The following is a 19,212-nucleotide window of genomic DNA, read 5'->3' on the forward strand; positions in this document are numbered from 1 at the left end:
CCGCTTCACATAGCGTGTTTCTTCATGTTTTTCCATTAGGATACTTTTTGTGTATCGCTATTTCAGGACGGGACAAAAAGACATAATTAAAACCTTAAGCGGAATTAATTATGCCTTTTTTTATTGTTTAAAAAAACTAAAAATTATCTTGAATAATTAGGCGCTTCTTTTGTAATGGTTACATTATGAGGGTGACTTTCATTGATTCCGCTAGCTGTTATGCGAACAAAACGACCGGTTTCCTGTAAAGTTGGAATGTCTTTAGAGCCACAATACCCCATTCCGGCACGAAGACCACCAATAAATTGTTGCATGCTTTCGTTCAATTCCCCTTTGTAGGGAACCCTTCCTACAATTCCTTCCGGAACCAGCTTTTTTACATCATCTTCTACATCTTGAAAATAACGGTCTTTAGAACCTTCTTGCATTGCTTCAACAGAACCCATTCCACGGTACGACTTAAATTTTCTGCCTTCGAAAATAATAGTTTCTCCTGGAGATTCCATGGTACCTGCTAATAATGATCCTAACATTACACAATCAGCTCCTGCAGCAATAGCTTTTGGAATATCTCCAGTGTAACGAATTCCACCATCAGCAATAACTGGAACTCCAGAACCTTTGATCGCCGCAGCTACTTCAAGAACAGCTGAAAACTGAGGAAAACCAACGCCTGCTACAATACGAGTCGTACAAATAGACCCTGGACCAATCCCTACTTTTACTCCATCTGCACCATTCTCAACTAGATATTTGGCTGCTTCAGCAGTGGCAATATTACCAACAATAACGTCTAAGTTAGGGAATTTCGCTTTAACTAATTTTAGTACATCGACAACTCCTTTTGTATGTCCATGAGCAGTATCGATAATAACTGCATCTACTCCGGCATTAACCAAAGCAGTAGCCCTTTCAACAGCATCGGCAGTTACACCTAACGCTGCAGCTACACGTAAACGTCCGTATTTGTCTTTGTTTGCATTTGGTTTTTGAGTCAATTTAGTGATGTCTCTAAAAGTAATCAGACCCACTAATTTATAATCAGCATTTACTACTGGAAGTTTTTCAATTTTATGACCTTGCAAAACTACTTCTGCTTGTTCCAGAGAGGTACCTTCGGCAACAGTTACTAAGTTTTCACTGGTCATAACCTCAACAATAGGTCTTGAACTATTTTTTTCAAAACGCAAATCTCTATTGGTAACGATTCCTTTTAATATTTGATTTTCATCTACAATCGGAATACCTCCAATACCAAATTCTTTCATGGCATTTTTGGCATCTGCTACTGTTGAAGTTAATGGCAAAGTAACCGGATCGATAATCATACCGGATTCGGCTCGTTTTACTTTTCTAACTTTCGCAGCTTGCTGTTCGATGGTCATATTTTTATGCAAAACGCCTATTCCGCCTTCTTGAGCCATCGCAATTGCCATCGCGCTTTCGGTTACGGTATCCATAGCAGCGGATACAATAGGAACATTTAACGTTATATTTCTTGAAAATTTGGATTGAATACTCACTTCGCGAGGAAGCACATTTGAGTAGTTGGGAACTAATAGAACATCATCGTAAGTTAATCCTTCACCGATAATCTTAGAGTTGTGTGCGATCATTGCAATTGTAGTTGGAGTTTAATTGCGTGCAAATATAGATAATTTTAAGCAAAAAATCGCTATCATTTCCCAATAAATAATTAAATTGCAGTTCAAAGTCAATTCTTTGGTTCTAAAATACGTCTTAGTTTCCAATCCAAAAAATAGGTTTAATTTATTTTGCTATGACAAAAACCCACACCAATTAAAAGGACTTTCTAATGAAGCCGTTTTACTTTCGAGAACAAAATTAGGCTCGAATACAATAGTGAATCAGAATAAAAATCAGTTTTTGAAATCCCTATTCGAAATGGTAAAGGAACTAATGTTCTTACTATTACTCTCCGCAACTAGTGCTTATTTCATTATTAGTGATTATGGAAACTGAATTTTGATGAGTGTAGCAATTGTATTAGTTTCAACTATTTCACTGTATCCGGAATCCAAAAGCAGAACAGCAATTGAAGCCTTAAAAAATTATCCCGACCAAAAAGCAAAGTCATTTGCAACGGCTAAATCATTGAAATTTCAAGCGAGGAAATAGTTGTTGGCAACAAAACGCAACTAGGCATAAAATAGGGCAATCATTCGGCAACTCTTGAATTATGAAAAAATAGCAACTTAAAAACTAACGAAGTAATGTTAGATAGTACTTTATCTTTTACTGTTTTTGAAAATAACATTTAACCCCAGTTGAAAAGAAAGACTATTTGCCTTGGTAACATCGCGGTATTCCAAAAGATTATCAGCAAGAATATAGAAATTTACTGGTCCAAAATGACTGGACAATCCCAATCCTATATTCTTGTACGAATACGAATCTATGGTGTATGTGGCTTTCATTTGCAATGCCTTGAAGAGTTTTCGCCTGTAATAGGTGGTAAAAGCGACTAGTGGAGTTCGTGGTGTAGACATAACAAATAATTGGGCGCCAACTGCACTTTTATAAATAGTTTCCGGATCATAATTAAGACAATTACAATCTTCTGGTCTTTCTTCGTCAAACGAATACTGAACCGAAGTATTGAATTTTGCCGGGCGCCAAGTCGTATAATCAGCATATAAGGTGTCCAAAGGAATGGCATCATTGAATTCCTTGTATCCGTTTCCTGGTGAATTACCGGAGCTGAAATTCGGAATCACACCTTCATACTTATAGGTTCCTTTGTATGTTAAACTCTCTACTTCTTTGCTGTGTTTAATAAAACCCACATCAATAACACTGGCCGTAAGCTGTATGTTTTTCTTTGGATAATAGGTAAAACCAGCATCAAATCCCAAACCTAAATTACCTCCTAAAAAAGCTCTTTTAGTAATGTCTTTCGCCACATTAGGTTCGTAATTCTCATCATTATATTGAGCAATTCCAGACGTATTGAGTTGTAATTGTGAATAAATTATCTGTTCATAGGCTCCTGTAGTGGAAGGAATAGTGTAAATGTAGCCTGAGTTCTTGGTAGAATTAGCATTGTAAATACTCGAATAAATTTTACCTCGTACTCCTAAAATAAACTTTTCATTGATGTTTTTATGAAATCCAACATGAAATACCGTTAGCAATTCTGCTTTGACATTCAGATCTCCTAAATTAAAAACTTTACCCAGATAACCTTCATTTCCGTCTAAAGCTAAAATGGCAATGTCTTTAGGAACATAACTTAACATATCAAATTCCTGATACATCCCAAACGAAATATAAGAATCATTTTGTTCTCCTTTGATTTTAAAACCTCCGTTAAAAAGTTCTATTTGTTCATTGATTGCTACTCTGTCTTTTCTAGAAGATGAGAATACTGCATTGCGTAATTTTACATTAAAATCGACTCCGTTATCCGCAAATAAATCATACGCCGAAAATCCGCTTGAGCCTACATTTGCAGAAATTCCGGACAATAAAGGAACTCCAAAATACCAATTATATTTGAAATCTGCTCCCGGATTAGTCATCAAAGACTGAGGAACTGAAGTGAAATTATATAAAATTTGTTTGTTTTGCGAAAAGCCATCTACAGCTAGAAATAAAATAAAAATTAAGATTACTTTTCTCATTCCAGCACTAAATAAGCGGTTGCACCTGAACGCAGTTTCAAACTCCCAGCACTATCCTCGTTCAATGGTGCACCAGGCGACATTGTCAGTGTAAAAGCAATTCTGGTAGTTCTTTTTAATAAATCAAGCTGGGAGTTTTCGAAAGTTTCTGTCTTAGTCATTTTGTTTTCCGAACCGGTATAAGCCGGAACAGTAAAATTTATAGCGTGAACGCGTTGGTAATTTTTGTCCAAAAACACTAGATCCACTGAATATGCTCTACTAATGGTATTTTCCATTTCAAATGAAAGTTCCACTTTTTTTAATCGCTGTCTAAAAAAATCATCATTAAACACATCCAATACGGGTGCATCAAAGATCACGCTTTGCTCTACTCCATTAGTGACAAAATCTTTTGCCAGAATGTCAAAATGTGCTAAATTAGATACAAAAACAGGCTCTAACTTTAAAGTGTCCACCTGATCATAATCTAAATCACTCGCGCATGAAAAAGAAAACAACAACAATATTAGTATTCCTATAACTCTATTGAAAGCCAGTAGTCTCATGGTATGATTCGTTAAAGAAAAAAATTTGATTCGTATGATTAACGCATCAATGATAAACTTATTATTGCCAAAATAAAAGAGTTCCACTCCAGTTTCCTTTCTTTTATTTCTAATGAAACTCTCCAAACAACTTAGAAGCCTCATTATAAGCACTTTCAAAACTCATTGGACTGCTATTTGTATATTCTTTTTGGGCAGTAAAATATGATAATAATTTCTCCGTGGGCATGTTCCCAGTCAGATCATCAGTAGCCATTGGACAACCACCAAAACCCTGAATGGCTCCATCAAAACGGCGACATCCTGCTTTATAGGCGGCATCAATTTTTTCAAACCATTTATCAGGTGTGGTATGGAGGTGAGCACCAAATTCTATTTCTGGATATTGTGGAATTAAATTTGAAAACAAATACGAGATTACATCAGGGGCAGAACTTCCTACTGTGTCCGAAAGCGACAGGATTTTGACTCCCATACTGGCTAATTTTTGAGTCCATTCGCCAACAATTTCAACATTCCATGGATCACCATAAGGATTTCCAAAACCCATTGATAAATACGCCACGACTTCTTTGTTGCTTTTAGCTGCAATTTCAAGAATTTCCTGTAAGGTAATTAACGATTCAGCTATGGTTTTGTGGGTATTCCGCATTTGAAAATTCTCAGAAATCGAAAATGGGAAGCCCAAATAGCGTATTTCAGGATGAACAGCCGCAAGAGTTGCTCCTTGTGTATTGGCAATAATAGCCAATAATTTGCTTTTGGTTTGAGATAAATCAAGTTGTGCCAGAACTTCTGCTGTATCCCGCATTTGCGGAATTGCTTTTGGTGAAACAAAGCTTCCAAAATCTATAGTATCAAAACCCACACGCAACAAAGACTGAATATAAGTCACTTTTCTTGCCGTAGGAATAAAAGGTTTGATGCCTTGCATGGCATCCCGTGGACATTCTATAATTTTTATTGGTTCCATAGAAAGCCAAAGATAGAAAAACAATTAAGATTATTAAATTATGATTTTTAAAATTTCTAAAATTGATATTATTACCTATTTTGGTAATAAATTAAAATATTACGTAATTTGGTAATAATAAATATTATTACGTAATTTGGTAATAATTTGATTCTAACCTTTTGAAATTGAATTTGATTTTTTAATTACAGTTGAAATATGATAAGTATAATCACAGGAGACATTATTAATTCGAGAAAACTACCTTCTGCAATATGGATTGATGGCTTGAAAGAGCTATTGAATACCAAAGGTAAAAATCCGAGTGAATGGGAAATTTATCGGGGTGACGAATTTCAAATAGAAATTACAAATCCTGAAGAAGCACTACTCACAGCTTTGCAAATTAAGGCGTATCTAAAAACGCTGAAACTCGATGCGAGAATGAGTATTGGTTTTGGTGATAAAACCTATTCTGGAGCAACAATTTCCGAAAGTAACGAAACTGCATTCGTTCGATCGGGGGAACTTTTTGAAACTTTAAAAAAACTAAAAACGACCTTAGCCATTAATTCCGGCACTAGCGATTTAGATACTGAAATAAATTTAATGCTGCGTTTAGGATTGACCTTTATGGACAATTGGCTGGCGCAATCGGCTGAATTTATTGTGGTTTCTATGGCAAACAAAATGCTTTCTCAAGAAGAAATAGGCACTAAATTAGGTATCAATCAAGCCGCTGTAAGTCGGAGACGAAAACGAGCACAATTTGATCTGGTATTGGAATTAGATAATCATTTCCGAAAAAAAATTAAAAACCTCCGTGTATGATTATTTTTGTAAAACTACTATTGGCCCATTTACTTGGTGATTTTTTATTACAACCCACATCTTGGGTTTTAGATAAAGAAAACAGGAAACATAAAAGTATTTATCTTTATATCCACACGTTTATTCACTTTTTTCTGGCTTGGATTTTAATTGGTAAGACTAATTTTGTTTGGTTTGCGACTGTACTAGCGGTAACACATGGAGGAATTGATTTTATGAAATTACACGTTCAAAAAGACAAAACAAAACGCAATTGGTTCCTAATTGACCAACTTTTACATCTTATCGTGCTCATAGCAATTACACTATTTTACAATAACGACCGTATCGATTTTGCATCATTTGACAATCAATTTTGGATCTTTGCAACCGGAATACTTTTACTGACACAACCTACATCGATACTGATAAAAAATATCATTTCGATTTGGACTCCAGAAAACAAAAAAAAACGATGATTCTCTAACCAATGCTGGAAATTACATCGGAATATTAGAACGCTTATTTGTCTTTTACTTTGTAATTAGTGCCCATTTTGAAGCCATCGGTTTTCTATTGGCTGCAAAATCTATCTTCCGTTTTGGAGATTTAAAAGAAGCCAAGGACCGTAAACTTACTGAATATGTTCTTATCGGAACCTTATTAAGTTTTGGAATTGCTTTATTGACAGGGCTTTTAGTACAATATGGGATATTAGAATTTTTCTAAAATTTTCATATTTATGGCTTTCACTAAAGCTGGTCCTTCATAAATAAAACCGGTATACAACTGAATTAAACTTGCACCAGCGTCTAATTTTTCTATCGCATCTTCGGCTGAATGAATTCCACCTACTCCAATAATCGGGAAGGCTTTATTGCTTTTCTCAGCTAAAAAACGGATTACATCAGTAGACCGTTTTGATAATGGTTTTCCTGACAAACCCCCTAATTCGGCTTTATTTTCGGATTGCAATCCTTCACGGGAAATTGTAGTATTAGTAGCAATAACGCCTGCTATTTTAGTTTCCTTTATAATAGCAATAATGTCAAGTAACTGCTCATCTGTCAAATCGGGAGCGATTTTTAGCAGAATTGGCTTTTCCTTTGGCTTTGCCAAATTCTTATTCTGCAGCGTTTGCAACAGTTGCGTCAATGGCTCTTTGTCTTGCAAAGCACGGAGATTAGGCGTGTTTGGCGAACTCACATTAACTACAAAATAGTCCACATAATCATACAAAGCGTCAAAACATATTTCATAATCTGAAGTCGCTTCTTCATTTGGTGTCAACTTATTTTTTCCAATGTTTCCACCTATCAAAATGCCTTTATTATTTTTTAATCGTTCCACCGCTTCTTGAACTCCGCCGTTATTGAAACCCATTCGGTTAATAATGGCGCTGTCTTCTTTCAAACGAAACAAGCGTTTTTTAGGGTTTCCTTCCTGCCCTTTTGGGGTAAGTGTTCCTATTTCGATAAAACCAAAACCAAAGCTGGACAATTCTTTATACAACTTGGCGTCTTTATCAAATCCAGCCGCAAGTCCTAAGGGATTTTTAAATTTTAGTCCAAAAACTTCTGTTTCTAGTCGGGGATCCTTGACTTCATAAAGAAGTTCAAAAAGAGAGGAAAACCCTGGGATTTTAGACAAAAAGTGAATTAATGAAAAAGTAAAATAGTGCACTTTTTCAGGATCAAACCAAAAAAGTATGGGACGTAAAAGTAATTTGTACATGGGTGCGTTGTTATGGAGTACAAAAATAGAATTATCTAACCGATAAATAAATATTTAGAAAATAATTTATATAAATCATTTTGATTACTAAAAATATCCGGGAGTACAACGCGTATTAGAGTTACTGATCCGTAAAAATGGTGACTCGGCAGGAATTACAAATTGTAATGCTTTTAATTCATGATGCCCAACAGTAAAGCAATAGTAGTCCGAAAAAATCTAATTCCTATTTTTAGTGGTTTAATAAAAGACGGAATCACCAACCTTTATATAAAAATAGTACCTATATTGATGGAGGAAAATCACTGGAACTTTGGACAAAAAAAATGGAAAATGGAAACTTTTCCGCGACTGTTTTTACGCTGATATACCAATGGCAAAATATAATTGTTCATTATTTCCCTATACCGACACGAAAATAATAGTGCAGGCATTGTTATTTCAAAAGATTAAAATAAACAAAATTCACACCAACATTTACTTAAAAATGCTCCTTAAAAAATGATTATATTTGCATAAAACAAAGAAAAATGCAACATATCATAGACCGTTTTATCAGTTATGTAATTATTGATACCGAATCTGATTCAAACTCAGAAACTACTCCAAGCACCCCAAAACAATGGACTTTAGCCCATAAACTGGTTGACGAATTAAAAGCTATAGGAATGCAAGACGTAACAATAGATGACAAATCATATATTATGGCTACTTTGCCCAGTAATGTGGCTCATGAAGTGCCAATCATAGGGTTTATTTCTCATTTTGACACTTCTCCGGATTTTTGTGGAGCCAATGTAAAACCTCAAATTGTGCGCAATTATGATGGAAAAGATATTGTATTAAATGCGGATAAAAACATTGTATTATCCCCAAGTTATTTCAAAGATTTACTGCAGTATAAAGGACAAACACTAATCACTACAGATGGCACAACATTACTAGGAGCTGATGACAAAGCCGGAATTACAGAGATTGTTACCGCAATGGAGTTTCTGATCAATAACCCGGAAATCAGACACGGAAAAATACGAATTGGTTTCACACCAGACGAAGAAATTGGTCGTGGTGCCCACCATTTTGATGTAGATAAATTTGGAGCTGAATGGGCGTATACTATGGATGGTAGCCAGGTAGGCGAATTAGAGTATGAAAATTTTAATGCAGCTGGTGCCAAAATCACTTTCAAAGGCAAAAGCGTACATCCTGGTTATGCCAAAGGGAAAATGATCAACTCTATGCTGATTGCCAATGATTTTATCAATGAACTCCCCTCCGGAGAAACACCTGAAGAAACTAAAGGATACGAAGGTTTCTTTCACGTGCATCACATAACAGGAAGCATCGAAGAAACCGTTTTAGAACTTATTATTCGGGATCACAACAAGAAAAAGTTCGAAAGGCGTAAAGAATTAATCGAGAAAATTGTTCGAAAAATCAATAAGAAATTTGCAAAACAATTTGGTGAAGACATAGTTATCACTGAGATTAAAGATCAATATTACAATATGAAAGAAAAGGTTCTGCCTGTAAAACACATTGTAGATATTGCTGAAAAAGCAATGAAAGAAATAGGAATCAAACCGCTTATTAAGCCTATTCGTGGTGGAACAGACGGTTCACAATTGTCCTATAAAGGATTACCATGTCCTAATATATTTGCAGGAGGACACAACTTTCACGGAAAATACGAATACGTTCCTGCTGAAAGCATGCAAAAAGCAGTTGAAGTAATCGTAAAAATTGCTGAGTTGACAGCATTAGGAGATTCAATTATAAAACAAGCCTAATTTAGAATATTCAAAAACCAATACCTATTCTTGAGATAAAAATAATAATTAGTATGCCTAATTATAATTTCTCAAATTAATTATTCCTACAACAAAATTAACAGCAGAAATTCAGAGATTCTATCCTTACAAACAATAAGAATTCTTAGAGTATATTAAAACAGCAAAAAGAGAAGTTCCAGTATTGAAAAAAGAATACAAATACCTTAAGAAAACATTAAGTTTAATGACAAATACCAATAACATTAAGTCCCATTTCTAAGAATTTAGAATGGGGCTTTTTAATTTTAAAAACACCTCGAAAACAATATAGCTAACAACCATTATATAAGTTCGTGTAGTACCATTAGACAAAATAACGCAACAGACTGAATTTAAACTACTGTTTTACAATATTACTACTTTTCACCTTATTATGTTTAAACTTTTGACTTCCTTAAGTTACAAATCATTCGGAATAACTACTTTTAAAATCTTATTCTTTGTATTTCATATACAACTGTCTCTTGCGCACTATTTATGGCATACCCAAACCTTCCAATTTAGAATATTGAAAAGCTTAACATTGGAAAGTAAATTAAATCACTATATTTGCTAACAATTACTTAACTATTTATTAACATTAAAAATTTTAAATAAAATCCAAACGACACTAATAATACTCACTATGATACAAAAAGAAGAAAATTCAACAGTCCCTACTTCAGTAAAGCCTGAAATTGATAAACCTGTAAGAGCATCCAAAAACAAAGTTATCAAACCTTCTGAAGAAACTATAGCACCACTTAATGAAGTAGTAATAACTGAAACAATAGAAGAAACCATAGAAATTTCATTAGAAGACAAAGACGATACAACTATGGAAGGGCTAAATAAAAAAGACGACAAAAAAGATATTAAAAAGAAGTTAAAAATAAAAGACATGAAAGACAAAGACAAGAAAAAGGCTAAAAAAGCGAACGCAAAAGAGAAAGCAAAACAAAAAGCGAAAGCGAAAGCAAAAAAGGCAAAAAAAGCAAAAAAAGATAAAGCAAAAAAAGCAAAAGTAAAAGTCAAAATAAAAGCGAAGAAAGCAAAAGCAAAATCTAAAAAAGCAAAGAAAGCAAAGAAAAACAAAAAATAATCCGATTATTTTTTATCCAAAAAAGTCCCAATCCGAAACCGGATGGGACTTTTTTAATTTCTGAAACCAAAAATTATTTTTTGTTCAATACTGCACTCATTTCCATAGAAATTGCAGAACGCTCCATTTTCAATTTTCCAGACATTGTCTCTACTACTACCGTTGTATCCGCTAGTTCAGAAACTTTTCCGTGAAGACCACTTTTTGTAATGATTTTATCCCCTACTTTAAGTGTGCTTTCAAATTCTTTTTCATTTTTCGCTCTTTTTTGTTGCGGTCTAATCATGAAGAAATAGATCACCACAAACATTAATATAAAGGGTGCAAATTGAGTTAATTGTTCCATAATTTTATTTTTATTTTTATTTGTTAATTATTACATTAAGCCACGACCGGCTTTTATAATTCTTTTACTGGCTTGAAGCTCTTTTACAAGACTATCTAAAATTCCGTTGATAAAAATACTACTTTTTGGTGTAGAATATTCTTTGGCAACCTCTAAATATTCGTTAAGAGTTACTTTTACGGGAATAGACGGGAATTTCAAGAACTCACAAATTGCCATTTTTAAAATGATAGTATCTATTTCGGCAATCCTATCACTGTCCCAATTGGGCGTTTTATCCACGTATTCCTTAGCTAATTCCGTTTCATTCAAGACTGTTTTTCGGAACAAGTCTTTCACGAAATCCTTATCTTCATTGTCTTTATATAACTTTGGCACTCTGAAATTATCATCTTCACCAGATTTGATCGCTTTCAATTGTTTGATAATATGTGTGTTTACTAACGGAATATCATCCACCCAAGTCAATTTGTCATCTTCCAGATACTCATACAATTTCTCGTTAGGCACAATTACATCCATGAATAAATCAACAATAAACTGTCGGTCTTCCTCAAAGGTGTTCACCGCATTATTCATGTATTGCGCATACAATGTGCTGGCTTTAATATCATTCAAAAGCAATAAAATATAATCGTCATTTAACGTCCAATTATTGATTTTACGGTTTTCCAGCGCGATACTTAATGAATTATTTTCGGAAAGAATTTGAAAGATTCTATTTTTGATGAATTTTTCGTTTGGTTTACGTTCCTCAGGAGTTGCAAGATGTTTCAAACTGGATTTATGCAAAAAAATAGTTTCTGTTTTGCAAATTTCAATCAGCGAAGAAAGCATTATAAGGTATAAATCTTGAATATTGTCGATACTGTAAAAAAGGAATTTTTCTTCTTTTTCCAGATTATCTGAACCGCTTTGATGCATCGCATAAATGGACTGCATAACCTTGACGCGAATGTGTCTTCTATTTACCACCTTGTAAGAACTTTTATTAATTAGCGTGCAAAAATAAGTATTTCATTTTTTAAAATAAAATATATAATCGGTTATTTTAATGTATTCAATCAACAGTATTCAGTGAATGGTACAAAAATATTCACTGAATACTGAAAATTGAACCTTAAAAACTACTTTTTACTATTTTCTATTTTTCTTTGATTGATGCGATTTTGAGCAATAGTCAAAGCCGCATGATGCGTTGTCATCTTGTTTGCGAGGGCAAAATCAAATATTTCTAAGGTTGTGTTGTAAATATTTTCTGTTTTACGCATGATCTCCGCTTTATCATAATGTGCTAATTCAGCATACACATTGATAATTCCTCCGGCATTAATCAAAAAATCAGGAGCATATAAAATGCCTCTTTCTTGCAGAATTGCGCCATGAACATTCTCATCCGCTAATTGATTATTAGCAGCTCCAGCAATAACTTTGGCTTTAATTTTATAAACAGTATTATTATTTAACGTTGCTCCCATGGCACAAGGCGCGTAAATATCAACATCAGCACTGTACAAATCGTCTCCTCTGAAAATTGCTGCATGGTACTTCGCTCCTACTTCATTCAGTTTTTCTTCATTGATATCAGCAATGGTGACAATAGCTCCTTCTTTAGTCAAATAATCAACTAATGTTTCGCCAACGTGACCAATTCCTTGTACCAATACCTTCTTACCACTCAAAACATCCGACCCAAATTGTTGTTTTGCAGCCGCTTTCATGCCTAAATATACTCCGTAAGCCGTAACAGGTGATGGGTTTCCGGAACCACCTCTTGATTCAGAAATTCCAGTAACATACGGCGTTACATCTCTAACTGTATCCATATCTTTAGTTTCCATTCCCATATCCTCAGCAGTAATATACCTTCCGCTTAAAGAATGAACAAACTCACCGAATTTACGCATCAACTCCGGGGTTTTTTGTGTTTTGGCATCGCCAATAATCACCGCTTTACCGCCACCAATATTCAATCCTGTAATTGCTGCTTTAAAAGTCATTCCGCGTGAAAGTCGCAGTACGTCGTTTAGGGCTTCCCATTCATTCGCGTAATTATACATCCGCGTACCACCCAAAGCAGGACCCATAACCGAATTATGAATACCAATAATTGCTTTTAAACCTGTATCTTTGTCGTTGCAAAATACAATTTGTTCATGATCATCAAATGATAATTGACCAAAAACGGGATCCATTTTTTGAAGTTCCTTTACAGTAGTGAAAGCTGCATTCATAGCGTGAAATTTTTATAATGATAAAATTATGAATTTGTCAAAAAGACGATCCAAAATTACACAAAAAATAAATATGAGGTAACATCTTATGGGAAAATTGTTTATTCAGCAATTTACACAATCAAAAAATTATTATTAAAATTACTAAAAGCAAAATTTTACACCGTCAATAAAGCTATTTCAACATAGAATATCATAAAAAATGAAAGAATTACGTTATTTAAATAAATATTTCGTCAAATACAAATACAGTTTTTTACTGGGGATTGTTTTTACCATTATTGCACAGATCTTTATGCTTTTTACACCCAAGCTGATCAGCAAGTCTTTTAAGGTAATTGAGGCTTTCGCCAAAGATAAAACCGTAGCCAAGTCAGTCATTCACGAGGAATTAGTTGCGAATATTTTACTAATTATTGCCACAACAATCATTGCTGGTTTTCTTACTTTTTTGATGAGACAAACCCTAATCGTGATGTCGCGCCACATCGAATTTGATCTAAAAAACGAAGTGTTTCGGCAATATGAGAATTTATCTCAAAATTTTTACAAACAAAATCGTACTGGCGATTTGATGAACCGAATCAGCGAAGATGTATCCAAAGTCAGAATGTATGTAGGTCCTGCGGTGATGTATACTATAAATACCGTAATTCGTTTTGCTATTGTAATTGTGTATATGTATAACGTATCGCCAAGATTGACTCTGTATACCTTGCTGCCTTTGCCGCTATTGTCCTATGCCATTTTTAAACTTAGTTCCGAAATCAACGTAAGAAGCACCATTTTTCAACAATATTTATCTAAAGTTTCCAGTTTTTCGCAGGAAATATTTTCAGGAATCCGAGTGATCAAAGCATATTCATTAGAAGATCAACACCAAAAAAACATGGTAAATTTAGCCCATGAAAGCAAAAGCAAAAGCTTGAATTTAGCCAAAGTACAATCTTTATTTGGACCATTAATGCTTGCCCTTATAGGAATCAGTAACTTAGTGGTCATCTATTTTGGAGGTCTGATGTACATTGATGGAACGATCAAAAGCATTGGAACCATCGCTGAATTCATCCTATATGTCAACATGCTGACCTGGCCCGTGGCTTCACTAGGTTGGGTTTCGTCAATGGTTCAGGAGGCCGAAGCCTCTCAAAAAAGGTTAAATGAATTTTTGAAAATTGAACCCGAGATAAAAAACAAAAACGAAAACAAATCCATAATTGAAGGTTCTATTTCTTTTGAAAACGTAAGTTATACCTACGAGGACACTAATATCAAAGCGTTACAAAATATTTCGTTCACAGTAAAAAAAGGAGAAACCTTAGCCATTTTAGGAAAAACAGGTTCCGGAAAATCGACTATTTTATCGTTGATTTCCAGAATGTATGATGTTACAGCCGGGAAAATAAATATTGACGGAAATGAAATAAGCGCCATTAATCTGTTTGATTTACGCAACAGCATTGGTATTGTTCCACAAGATGCCTTTTTGTTTTCGGACAGTATCAAGAATAATATTATGTTTGGGAAAGAAAATGCTTCAGAAGAGGAAGTGAAATCTGCTGCCAAAAGTGCTGTGGTACATGACAACATTATGGGCTTCAACAAACAGTACGAAACGGTTCTGGGCGAAAGAGGAATTACACTTTCCGGAGGTCAAAAACAAAGAGTTTCCATCGCCAGAGCAATTATCAAGAATCCCCCTATTTTACTTTTGGACGATTGCTTGTCAGCAGTGGATACTGAGACCGAAGAAGCGATATTAAACAATTTGCAAGAAATCTGCAAGGACAAAACAACGATTATAGTGAGTCACCGCGTATCATCAGCTAAAAATGCCGATCGAATTATCATTATTGAAAAAGGACAAATTATCCAACAAGGTTCTCATAATCAATTGATAAATCAAGAAGGGTATTATGCTGCTTTGTATTTGAAACAACTTTCAGAAAAAGAAATGCTATAATTGTTGTATAATACATATTTTTTATGGATTTTTGGATACTAGTTAACAACCATAAATTGACAGAAAGGATTATGAGAGAACATGACATGTTAGAAAAAGAAGAGATATTTTCTAAAGTTTTAAGAGCTGGAAGAAGAACGTATTTCTTTGATGTGAGAGCGACAAAAGCAGATGATTATTACATTACTATTACTGAGAGCAAGAAATTTACGGAAGAAGATGGATCTTTCCATTTCAAAAAACATAAAATCTATTTATACAAAGAAGATTTTGCTGCTTTTGCAGAAATTCTTGGCGAAATGACTTCTTATGTTTTGAACCATAAAGGCGAAGAAGTAATTTCAGAAAGACACCAAAAAGATTTCAAAAAAGAATATGCCTCTGAGAAATCAGAAGATGAAATCATACCGCAGACATCAACTTTTACCGATATAGAATTTGATGATATTTAATATTTAGTTCCTTACTTACCAATAAAAAAGTCTAAAAATCATCTGATTTTTGGACTTTTTTATTTTAGAAAATCAATTTACAGTTGATTAAAAGAATTACTTTCACAAATTAGCCAATTCGCAATCCGTTTTCAATTTTGAAATCCGGGGTCAATAAAATCACATCCCCTTCCTGACCAACTGCTCCTAAAATTAAACATTCACTACTAAATTTTCCAATTTGTTTTTTAGGAAAATTGACTATGGCAACAATCTGTCGGTTGAGTAAATCCTCTTTCGCGTACCGTTTCGTTATTTGTGCGGATGTTTTTCGTATTCCAATTTCGGAGCCAAAATCTATTGTGAGCTGATACGCTGGTTTTCTCGCTTCGGGGAAATCATTCACTGCCAGAATTGTTCCTATACGCATCTCTACTTTTTCGAATTCAGTCCAGGATAATTCCATAAAATATTAGTTTTAGTTTTGAATTATAAATATACTATTTTAACTATTTATACAACGCCAATCCATAAGGAAAAACCAGCTCTTCATCGACAAACTCAAATACAGCAATAGTGATAGAAATATCCATAACATATTCCCGACCAATCAAAACCTAAAAAACGAGTCCTTCACACAAAGGAATAAAATAGCCCTTTTTTTTCTTTTTCATGTATAAGTTAATTATATTCGTAATTTTGTGCCTCAAAAAAACAGTAACTATACATTGAATCAATCCTACGCAATGATCACCATACAAGAAGCGAAAACAAAAAGCGAATTAACTGATTTTATCAAATTCCCTTTTTCTTTATACAAAAACAATAAAAACTGGGTTCCACCACTAATCGCTGAAGAACTGGAAGGATTTGATAAAACAAAAAACCCCGCTTTTGAAACTGCTGAAGCCTATTTTTATGTTGCTAAAAGAAATACCAAAATAGTAGGCAGAATTACGGCAATTATCAATTGGAGTGAGGTAAATGATCAGCAAAAAAAGAAAGTACGTTTTGGCTGGTTTGACGTCATTGATGACATCGAGGTAACGAAAGCACTCTTAGAAAAAGTATATGAATTAGGAAGGAAAAACAATTTAGAATATGTTGAAGGCCCGATGGGATTTTCAAATCTAGACAAAGTAGGCATCCTGACCGAAGGTTTTGACCAAATAGGAACCATGATTACTTGGTACAACTATGAATATTATGCACGTCATTTTGAGCAATTGGGCTATGTAAAAGAGAAAGAATATATTGAGAGTAAGTTTCCTTTTGAAAACGTAAAACTACAATTTTTTGAAAAAGCAAATGATTTAGTCAAAAAAAGATACCAATTAAGTCCGCTTAATTTCAAAACAACTAAAGAGGTCATGCCTCATGTGGATAAAATGTTTGATTTATTTAATAAATCCTATGCTTCCCTATCTTCATTTGTGGCTATTTCCGACACTCAAAAAGAGTATTTCAAGAAAAAATACATCAGCTTTATCAATCCTGAATTTATAAAATTTGTAGAAGACAAAGATCATAATATCGTGGCCTTTAGCATTGTGATGCCTTCTTTTGCCGAGGCAATACAAAAATCCAATGGAAAATTATTTCCGTTTGGATTTTTGCATTTACTACTGGCAAAAAAATACAGCAAAGATGTCATTTTCTATCTGATAGGCGTATTGCCGGAATATCAAAACAAAGCCGTGACCGCCATTATTTTTAAAGAATACTATGAAACTTTCCGAAAAAAAGGGATTATTAATTGTTTTAGAACCCCTGAATTAGCTGATAATGCTCCCAGTCTAAACTTGTGGAAACATTTTAATCCATTAATTCACAAACGAAGATGCACGTATCGGTTAGAATTGTAGTATTTGACATGTATTGAATTAAAAAAAATCATCAGTTTTGCTGATGATTTTTTAGTTTTAAATGCCTGCATGCTGTTTTTTTGGAAGGAAATTATAAATCAAAGGATATACTTTACTTATGACATCACCATACCCTTTAGTTTTTGTTGTACTAAGATATCACTTCTTTGTTATGTATAAAAAAATCCATCCTGCTAAAGAAAGCAGGATGGATTAGAATAACTTTTTTCATTAGACTAAGCGTCTAAATCAACTTTTGTTTTAGTTGCAATCTCTTTATAGGTTCCATTTTCTAATTTTTCACGAATGGCTTCAAAAGCAAGTAGTGTTTCCTCAATATCTGATAATTCATGTGAGGTCGTAGGTATCATTCTCAATAAGATAATTCCTTTTGGAATAACAGGATAAATTACAATCGAAAGGAAAATTCCGTAATTTTCTCGCAAATCGTTCACCATAACCATAGCTTCCGGAACACTGCCCTCTAAATAAACAGGAGTAACACATGTGTTTGTGTCTCCAATATTAAAGTTTCTGGTTCGTAATCCGTTTTGTAAAGCATTAACATTCTCCCAAAGTTTTTCTTTCAATTCTGGGTGATTACGCAACAATTCCAGTCGTTTCAGAGAACCAATTGTTTGAATCATTGGCAAGGACTTAGCGAACATTTGAGAACGCATGTTGTATTTAAGGTAATCAATAATGTCTTTATCAGCAGCTACAAAAGCACCAATATTAGCCATTGATTTAGCAAAAGTGGAAAAATAAACATCAATATCATCCTGAACTCCTTGCTCTTCACCTGCTCCGGCACCTGTTTTTCCCAGTGTCCCAAATCCATGTGCATCATCAACAAGCAAACGAAAATTATATTTTTGTTTCATATCCACAATCTCTCTCAATTTCCCTTGCTGTCCACGCATTCCAAAAACGCCTTCCGTTATAAAAAGGATTCCTCCTCCAGTTACTTTAGCTAATTTTGTGGCGCGTTGCAGGTTTTTTTCCATACTAGCAAGATCGTTATGACGGTATGTAAAACGTTTTCCCATGTGCAAACGAACACCATCAATGATACAAGCATGTGCATCAACATCATACACAATGACATCATTTTTCGTTACTAAAGCATCAATTGTAGACATAATTCCTTGGTAGCCAAAATTCAATAAATATGCTGATTCTTTGCTTACAAAAGCAGCTAATTCATTTTCTAATTGCTCATGATATTTGGTATGTCCACTCATCATTCGGGCTCCCATTGGGTAAGCCGCTCCATATTGTGCAGCCGCATCAGCATCTACCTTCCGTACTTCCGGGTGATTAGCGAGACCCAAGTAGTCATTTAAACTCCAATTCAAAATATCTTTCCCATCAAACTGCATTCTTGGACCTAACTCACCTTCTAATTTAGGAAAAACAAAATAACCTTCCGCTTGTGAAGCCCATTTTCCTAATGGTCCTTTATTGTTTTGAATCCTTTCGAATAAATCTTTTACCATAATATATGAAGTAATAATTTTAATTTTTAAGAAGTTGCAAAAATAATTATTTATATTTTATAAAGGACTTGAAAACAAATTTATTTTTAGTTTATTACAACGATAATCCCTGACAATTTCCTACTATATACGATATCTGTTACACTATCTAAAAAAAAATGCTTCATTCCTGCTAATAACACAACAAAAAGGATATCTCACAAAACTTTGAAACGATCTTGATTCAAAATCGTTTTATCAATAAACATTGTATCTTTGAATAAATATTTCAAT

General features: G+C 34.0%; 19 protein-coding genes. 9 read left to right on the top strand and 10 right to left on the bottom strand.

Annotated features, from left to right (window positions below; all coding sequences use genetic code 11):
- Positions 1–143: 143 nt before the first annotated feature.
- Positions 144–1,616, bottom strand: coding sequence for an IMP dehydrogenase (gene guaB / locus EKM02_RS09555; RefSeq protein WP_126454571.1), 1,473 nt, complete (start codon positions 1,614–1,616; stop codon positions 144–146).
- A 106-nt stretch (positions 1,617–1,722) separates the two neighbouring features.
- Here guaB and EKM02_RS15285 point away from each other — a divergent pair, with 106 nt between their 5' ends.
- A complete protein-coding gene (locus EKM02_RS15285; protein ID WP_410503690.1) occupies positions 1,723–1,983 on the top strand; it encodes a cation-transporting P-type ATPase in 261 nt (86 codons plus the stop codon).
- A 6-nt stretch (positions 1,984–1,989) separates the two neighbouring features.
- On the top strand, positions 1,990–2,139 hold the full coding sequence (locus EKM02_RS14795) for a hypothetical protein (RefSeq protein WP_158614736.1): 150 nt from the start codon (positions 1,990–1,992) through the stop codon (positions 2,137–2,139).
- A 110-nt stretch (positions 2,140–2,249) separates the two neighbouring features.
- On the opposite strand, the gene EKM02_RS09565 is transcribed toward EKM02_RS14795, so the two are convergent.
- The 3 genes from EKM02_RS09565 to EKM02_RS09575 are packed head-to-tail and all read right to left on the bottom strand — an operon-like array spanning position 2,250 to position 5,165.
- Positions 2,250–3,644, bottom strand: a complete 1,395-nt coding sequence (locus EKM02_RS09565) for a DUF5723 family protein (RefSeq protein WP_126454573.1) — start codon at positions 3,642–3,644, stop codon at positions 2,250–2,252.
- Positions 3,641–4,336 carry a hypothetical protein gene (locus EKM02_RS09570; protein WP_233579276.1) on the bottom strand — a complete coding sequence of 232 codons (696 nt, stop codon included), beginning with the start codon at positions 4,334–4,336 and terminating at the stop codon, positions 3,641–3,643. Before EKM02_RS09570 ends, EKM02_RS09565 begins: the two co-directional genes overlap by 4 nt.
- Positions 4,302–5,165 carry a hydroxymethylglutaryl-CoA lyase gene (locus EKM02_RS09575; protein ID WP_126454576.1) on the bottom strand — a complete coding sequence of 288 codons (864 nt, stop codon included), beginning with the start codon at positions 5,163–5,165 and terminating at the stop codon, positions 4,302–4,304. Before EKM02_RS09575 ends, EKM02_RS09570 begins: the two co-directional genes overlap by 35 nt.
- Before the next feature lie 198 nt (positions 5,166–5,363).
- Between EKM02_RS09575 and EKM02_RS09580 the strand changes: the two genes are divergently transcribed.
- Both EKM02_RS09580 and EKM02_RS15205 read left to right on the top strand, forming a co-directional pair.
- Positions 5,364–5,975, top strand: a complete 612-nt coding sequence (locus EKM02_RS09580) for a hypothetical protein (RefSeq protein WP_126454578.1) — start codon at positions 5,364–5,366, stop codon at positions 5,973–5,975.
- On the top strand, positions 5,972–6,433 hold the full coding sequence (locus EKM02_RS15205; protein WP_317124980.1) for a DUF3307 domain-containing protein: 462 nt from the start codon (positions 5,972–5,974) through the stop codon (positions 6,431–6,433). Before EKM02_RS09580 ends, EKM02_RS15205 begins: the two co-directional genes overlap by 4 nt.
- Before the next feature lie 235 nt (positions 6,434–6,668).
- Here the strand turns inward: EKM02_RS15205 and EKM02_RS09590 are convergent, their stop codons facing one another.
- A complete protein-coding gene (locus EKM02_RS09590) occupies positions 6,669–7,688 on the bottom strand; it encodes a quinone-dependent dihydroorotate dehydrogenase (protein WP_126454580.1) in 1,020 nt (339 codons plus the stop codon).
- A gap of 530 nt (positions 7,689–8,218) precedes the next feature.
- Here EKM02_RS09590 and pepT point away from each other — a divergent pair.
- Together pepT and EKM02_RS14920 are read left to right on the top strand one after the other, a co-directional pair.
- Positions 8,219–9,478: a peptidase T gene (gene pepT, locus EKM02_RS09595; RefSeq protein WP_126454582.1), complete on the top strand. Its 1,260-nt coding sequence runs from the start codon at positions 8,219–8,221 to the stop codon at positions 9,476–9,478.
- A 667-nt stretch (positions 9,479–10,145) separates the two neighbouring features.
- Positions 10,146–10,601, top strand: coding sequence for a hypothetical protein (locus EKM02_RS14920; RefSeq protein ID WP_199878479.1), 456 nt, complete (start codon positions 10,146–10,148; stop codon positions 10,599–10,601).
- A gap of 73 nt (positions 10,602–10,674) precedes the next feature.
- Here the strand turns inward: EKM02_RS14920 and yajC are convergent, their stop codons facing one another.
- From yajC to EKM02_RS09615, 3 genes are all read right to left on the bottom strand, one after another.
- Positions 10,675–10,947: a preprotein translocase subunit YajC gene (gene yajC, locus EKM02_RS09605; RefSeq protein ID WP_126454584.1), complete on the bottom strand. Its 273-nt coding sequence runs from the start codon at positions 10,945–10,947 to the stop codon at positions 10,675–10,677.
- A gap of 30 nt (positions 10,948–10,977) precedes the next feature.
- The gene (gene nusB, locus EKM02_RS09610) at positions 10,978–11,889 is read right to left on the bottom strand and encodes a transcription antitermination factor NusB (protein ID WP_126454653.1); all 912 of its coding nucleotides are present in this window, start codon (positions 11,887–11,889) and stop codon (positions 10,978–10,980) included.
- A gap of 185 nt (positions 11,890–12,074) precedes the next feature.
- On the bottom strand, positions 12,075–13,181 hold the full coding sequence (locus EKM02_RS09615) for a Glu/Leu/Phe/Val family dehydrogenase (protein ID WP_126454586.1): 1,107 nt from the start codon (positions 13,179–13,181) through the stop codon (positions 12,075–12,077).
- Between the two features lie 202 nt (positions 13,182–13,383).
- On the opposite strand from EKM02_RS09615, the gene EKM02_RS09620 reads away from it, so the two are divergent.
- Positions 13,384–15,144 carry an ABC transporter ATP-binding protein gene (locus EKM02_RS09620; RefSeq protein ID WP_126454588.1) on the top strand — a complete coding sequence of 587 codons (1,761 nt, stop codon included), beginning with the start codon at positions 13,384–13,386 and terminating at the stop codon, positions 15,142–15,144.
- Positions 15,145–15,215: 71 nt separating this feature from the next.
- Entirely contained in the window at positions 15,216–15,596 is a 381-nt protein-coding gene (locus tag EKM02_RS09625; RefSeq protein WP_126454655.1) for a PUR family DNA/RNA-binding protein, read from the top strand.
- 109 nt (positions 15,597–15,705) lie between these two features.
- Here EKM02_RS09625 and EKM02_RS09630 read toward each other — a convergent pair whose 3' ends face one another.
- Entirely contained in the window at positions 15,706–16,041 is a 336-nt protein-coding gene (locus EKM02_RS09630) for a tRNA-binding protein (protein ID WP_126454590.1), read from the bottom strand.
- 280 nt (positions 16,042–16,321) lie between these two features.
- Between EKM02_RS09630 and EKM02_RS09635 the strand changes: the two genes are divergently transcribed.
- A complete protein-coding gene (locus EKM02_RS09635; RefSeq protein WP_126454657.1) occupies positions 16,322–17,440 on the top strand; it encodes a GTP cyclohydrolase in 1,119 nt (372 codons plus the stop codon).
- A gap of 236 nt (positions 17,441–17,676) precedes the next feature.
- On the opposite strand, the gene EKM02_RS09640 is transcribed toward EKM02_RS09635, so the two are convergent.
- Positions 17,677–18,939: an aminotransferase class I/II-fold pyridoxal phosphate-dependent enzyme gene (locus tag EKM02_RS09640; protein ID WP_126454592.1), complete on the bottom strand. Its 1,263-nt coding sequence runs from the start codon at positions 18,937–18,939 to the stop codon at positions 17,677–17,679.
- Positions 18,940–19,212 lie beyond the last annotated feature (273 nt).

Source organism: Flavobacterium sp. RSP49, from assembly GCF_003968735.1.
Classification (GTDB): Bacteria; Bacteroidota; Bacteroidia; order Flavobacteriales; family Flavobacteriaceae; genus Flavobacterium.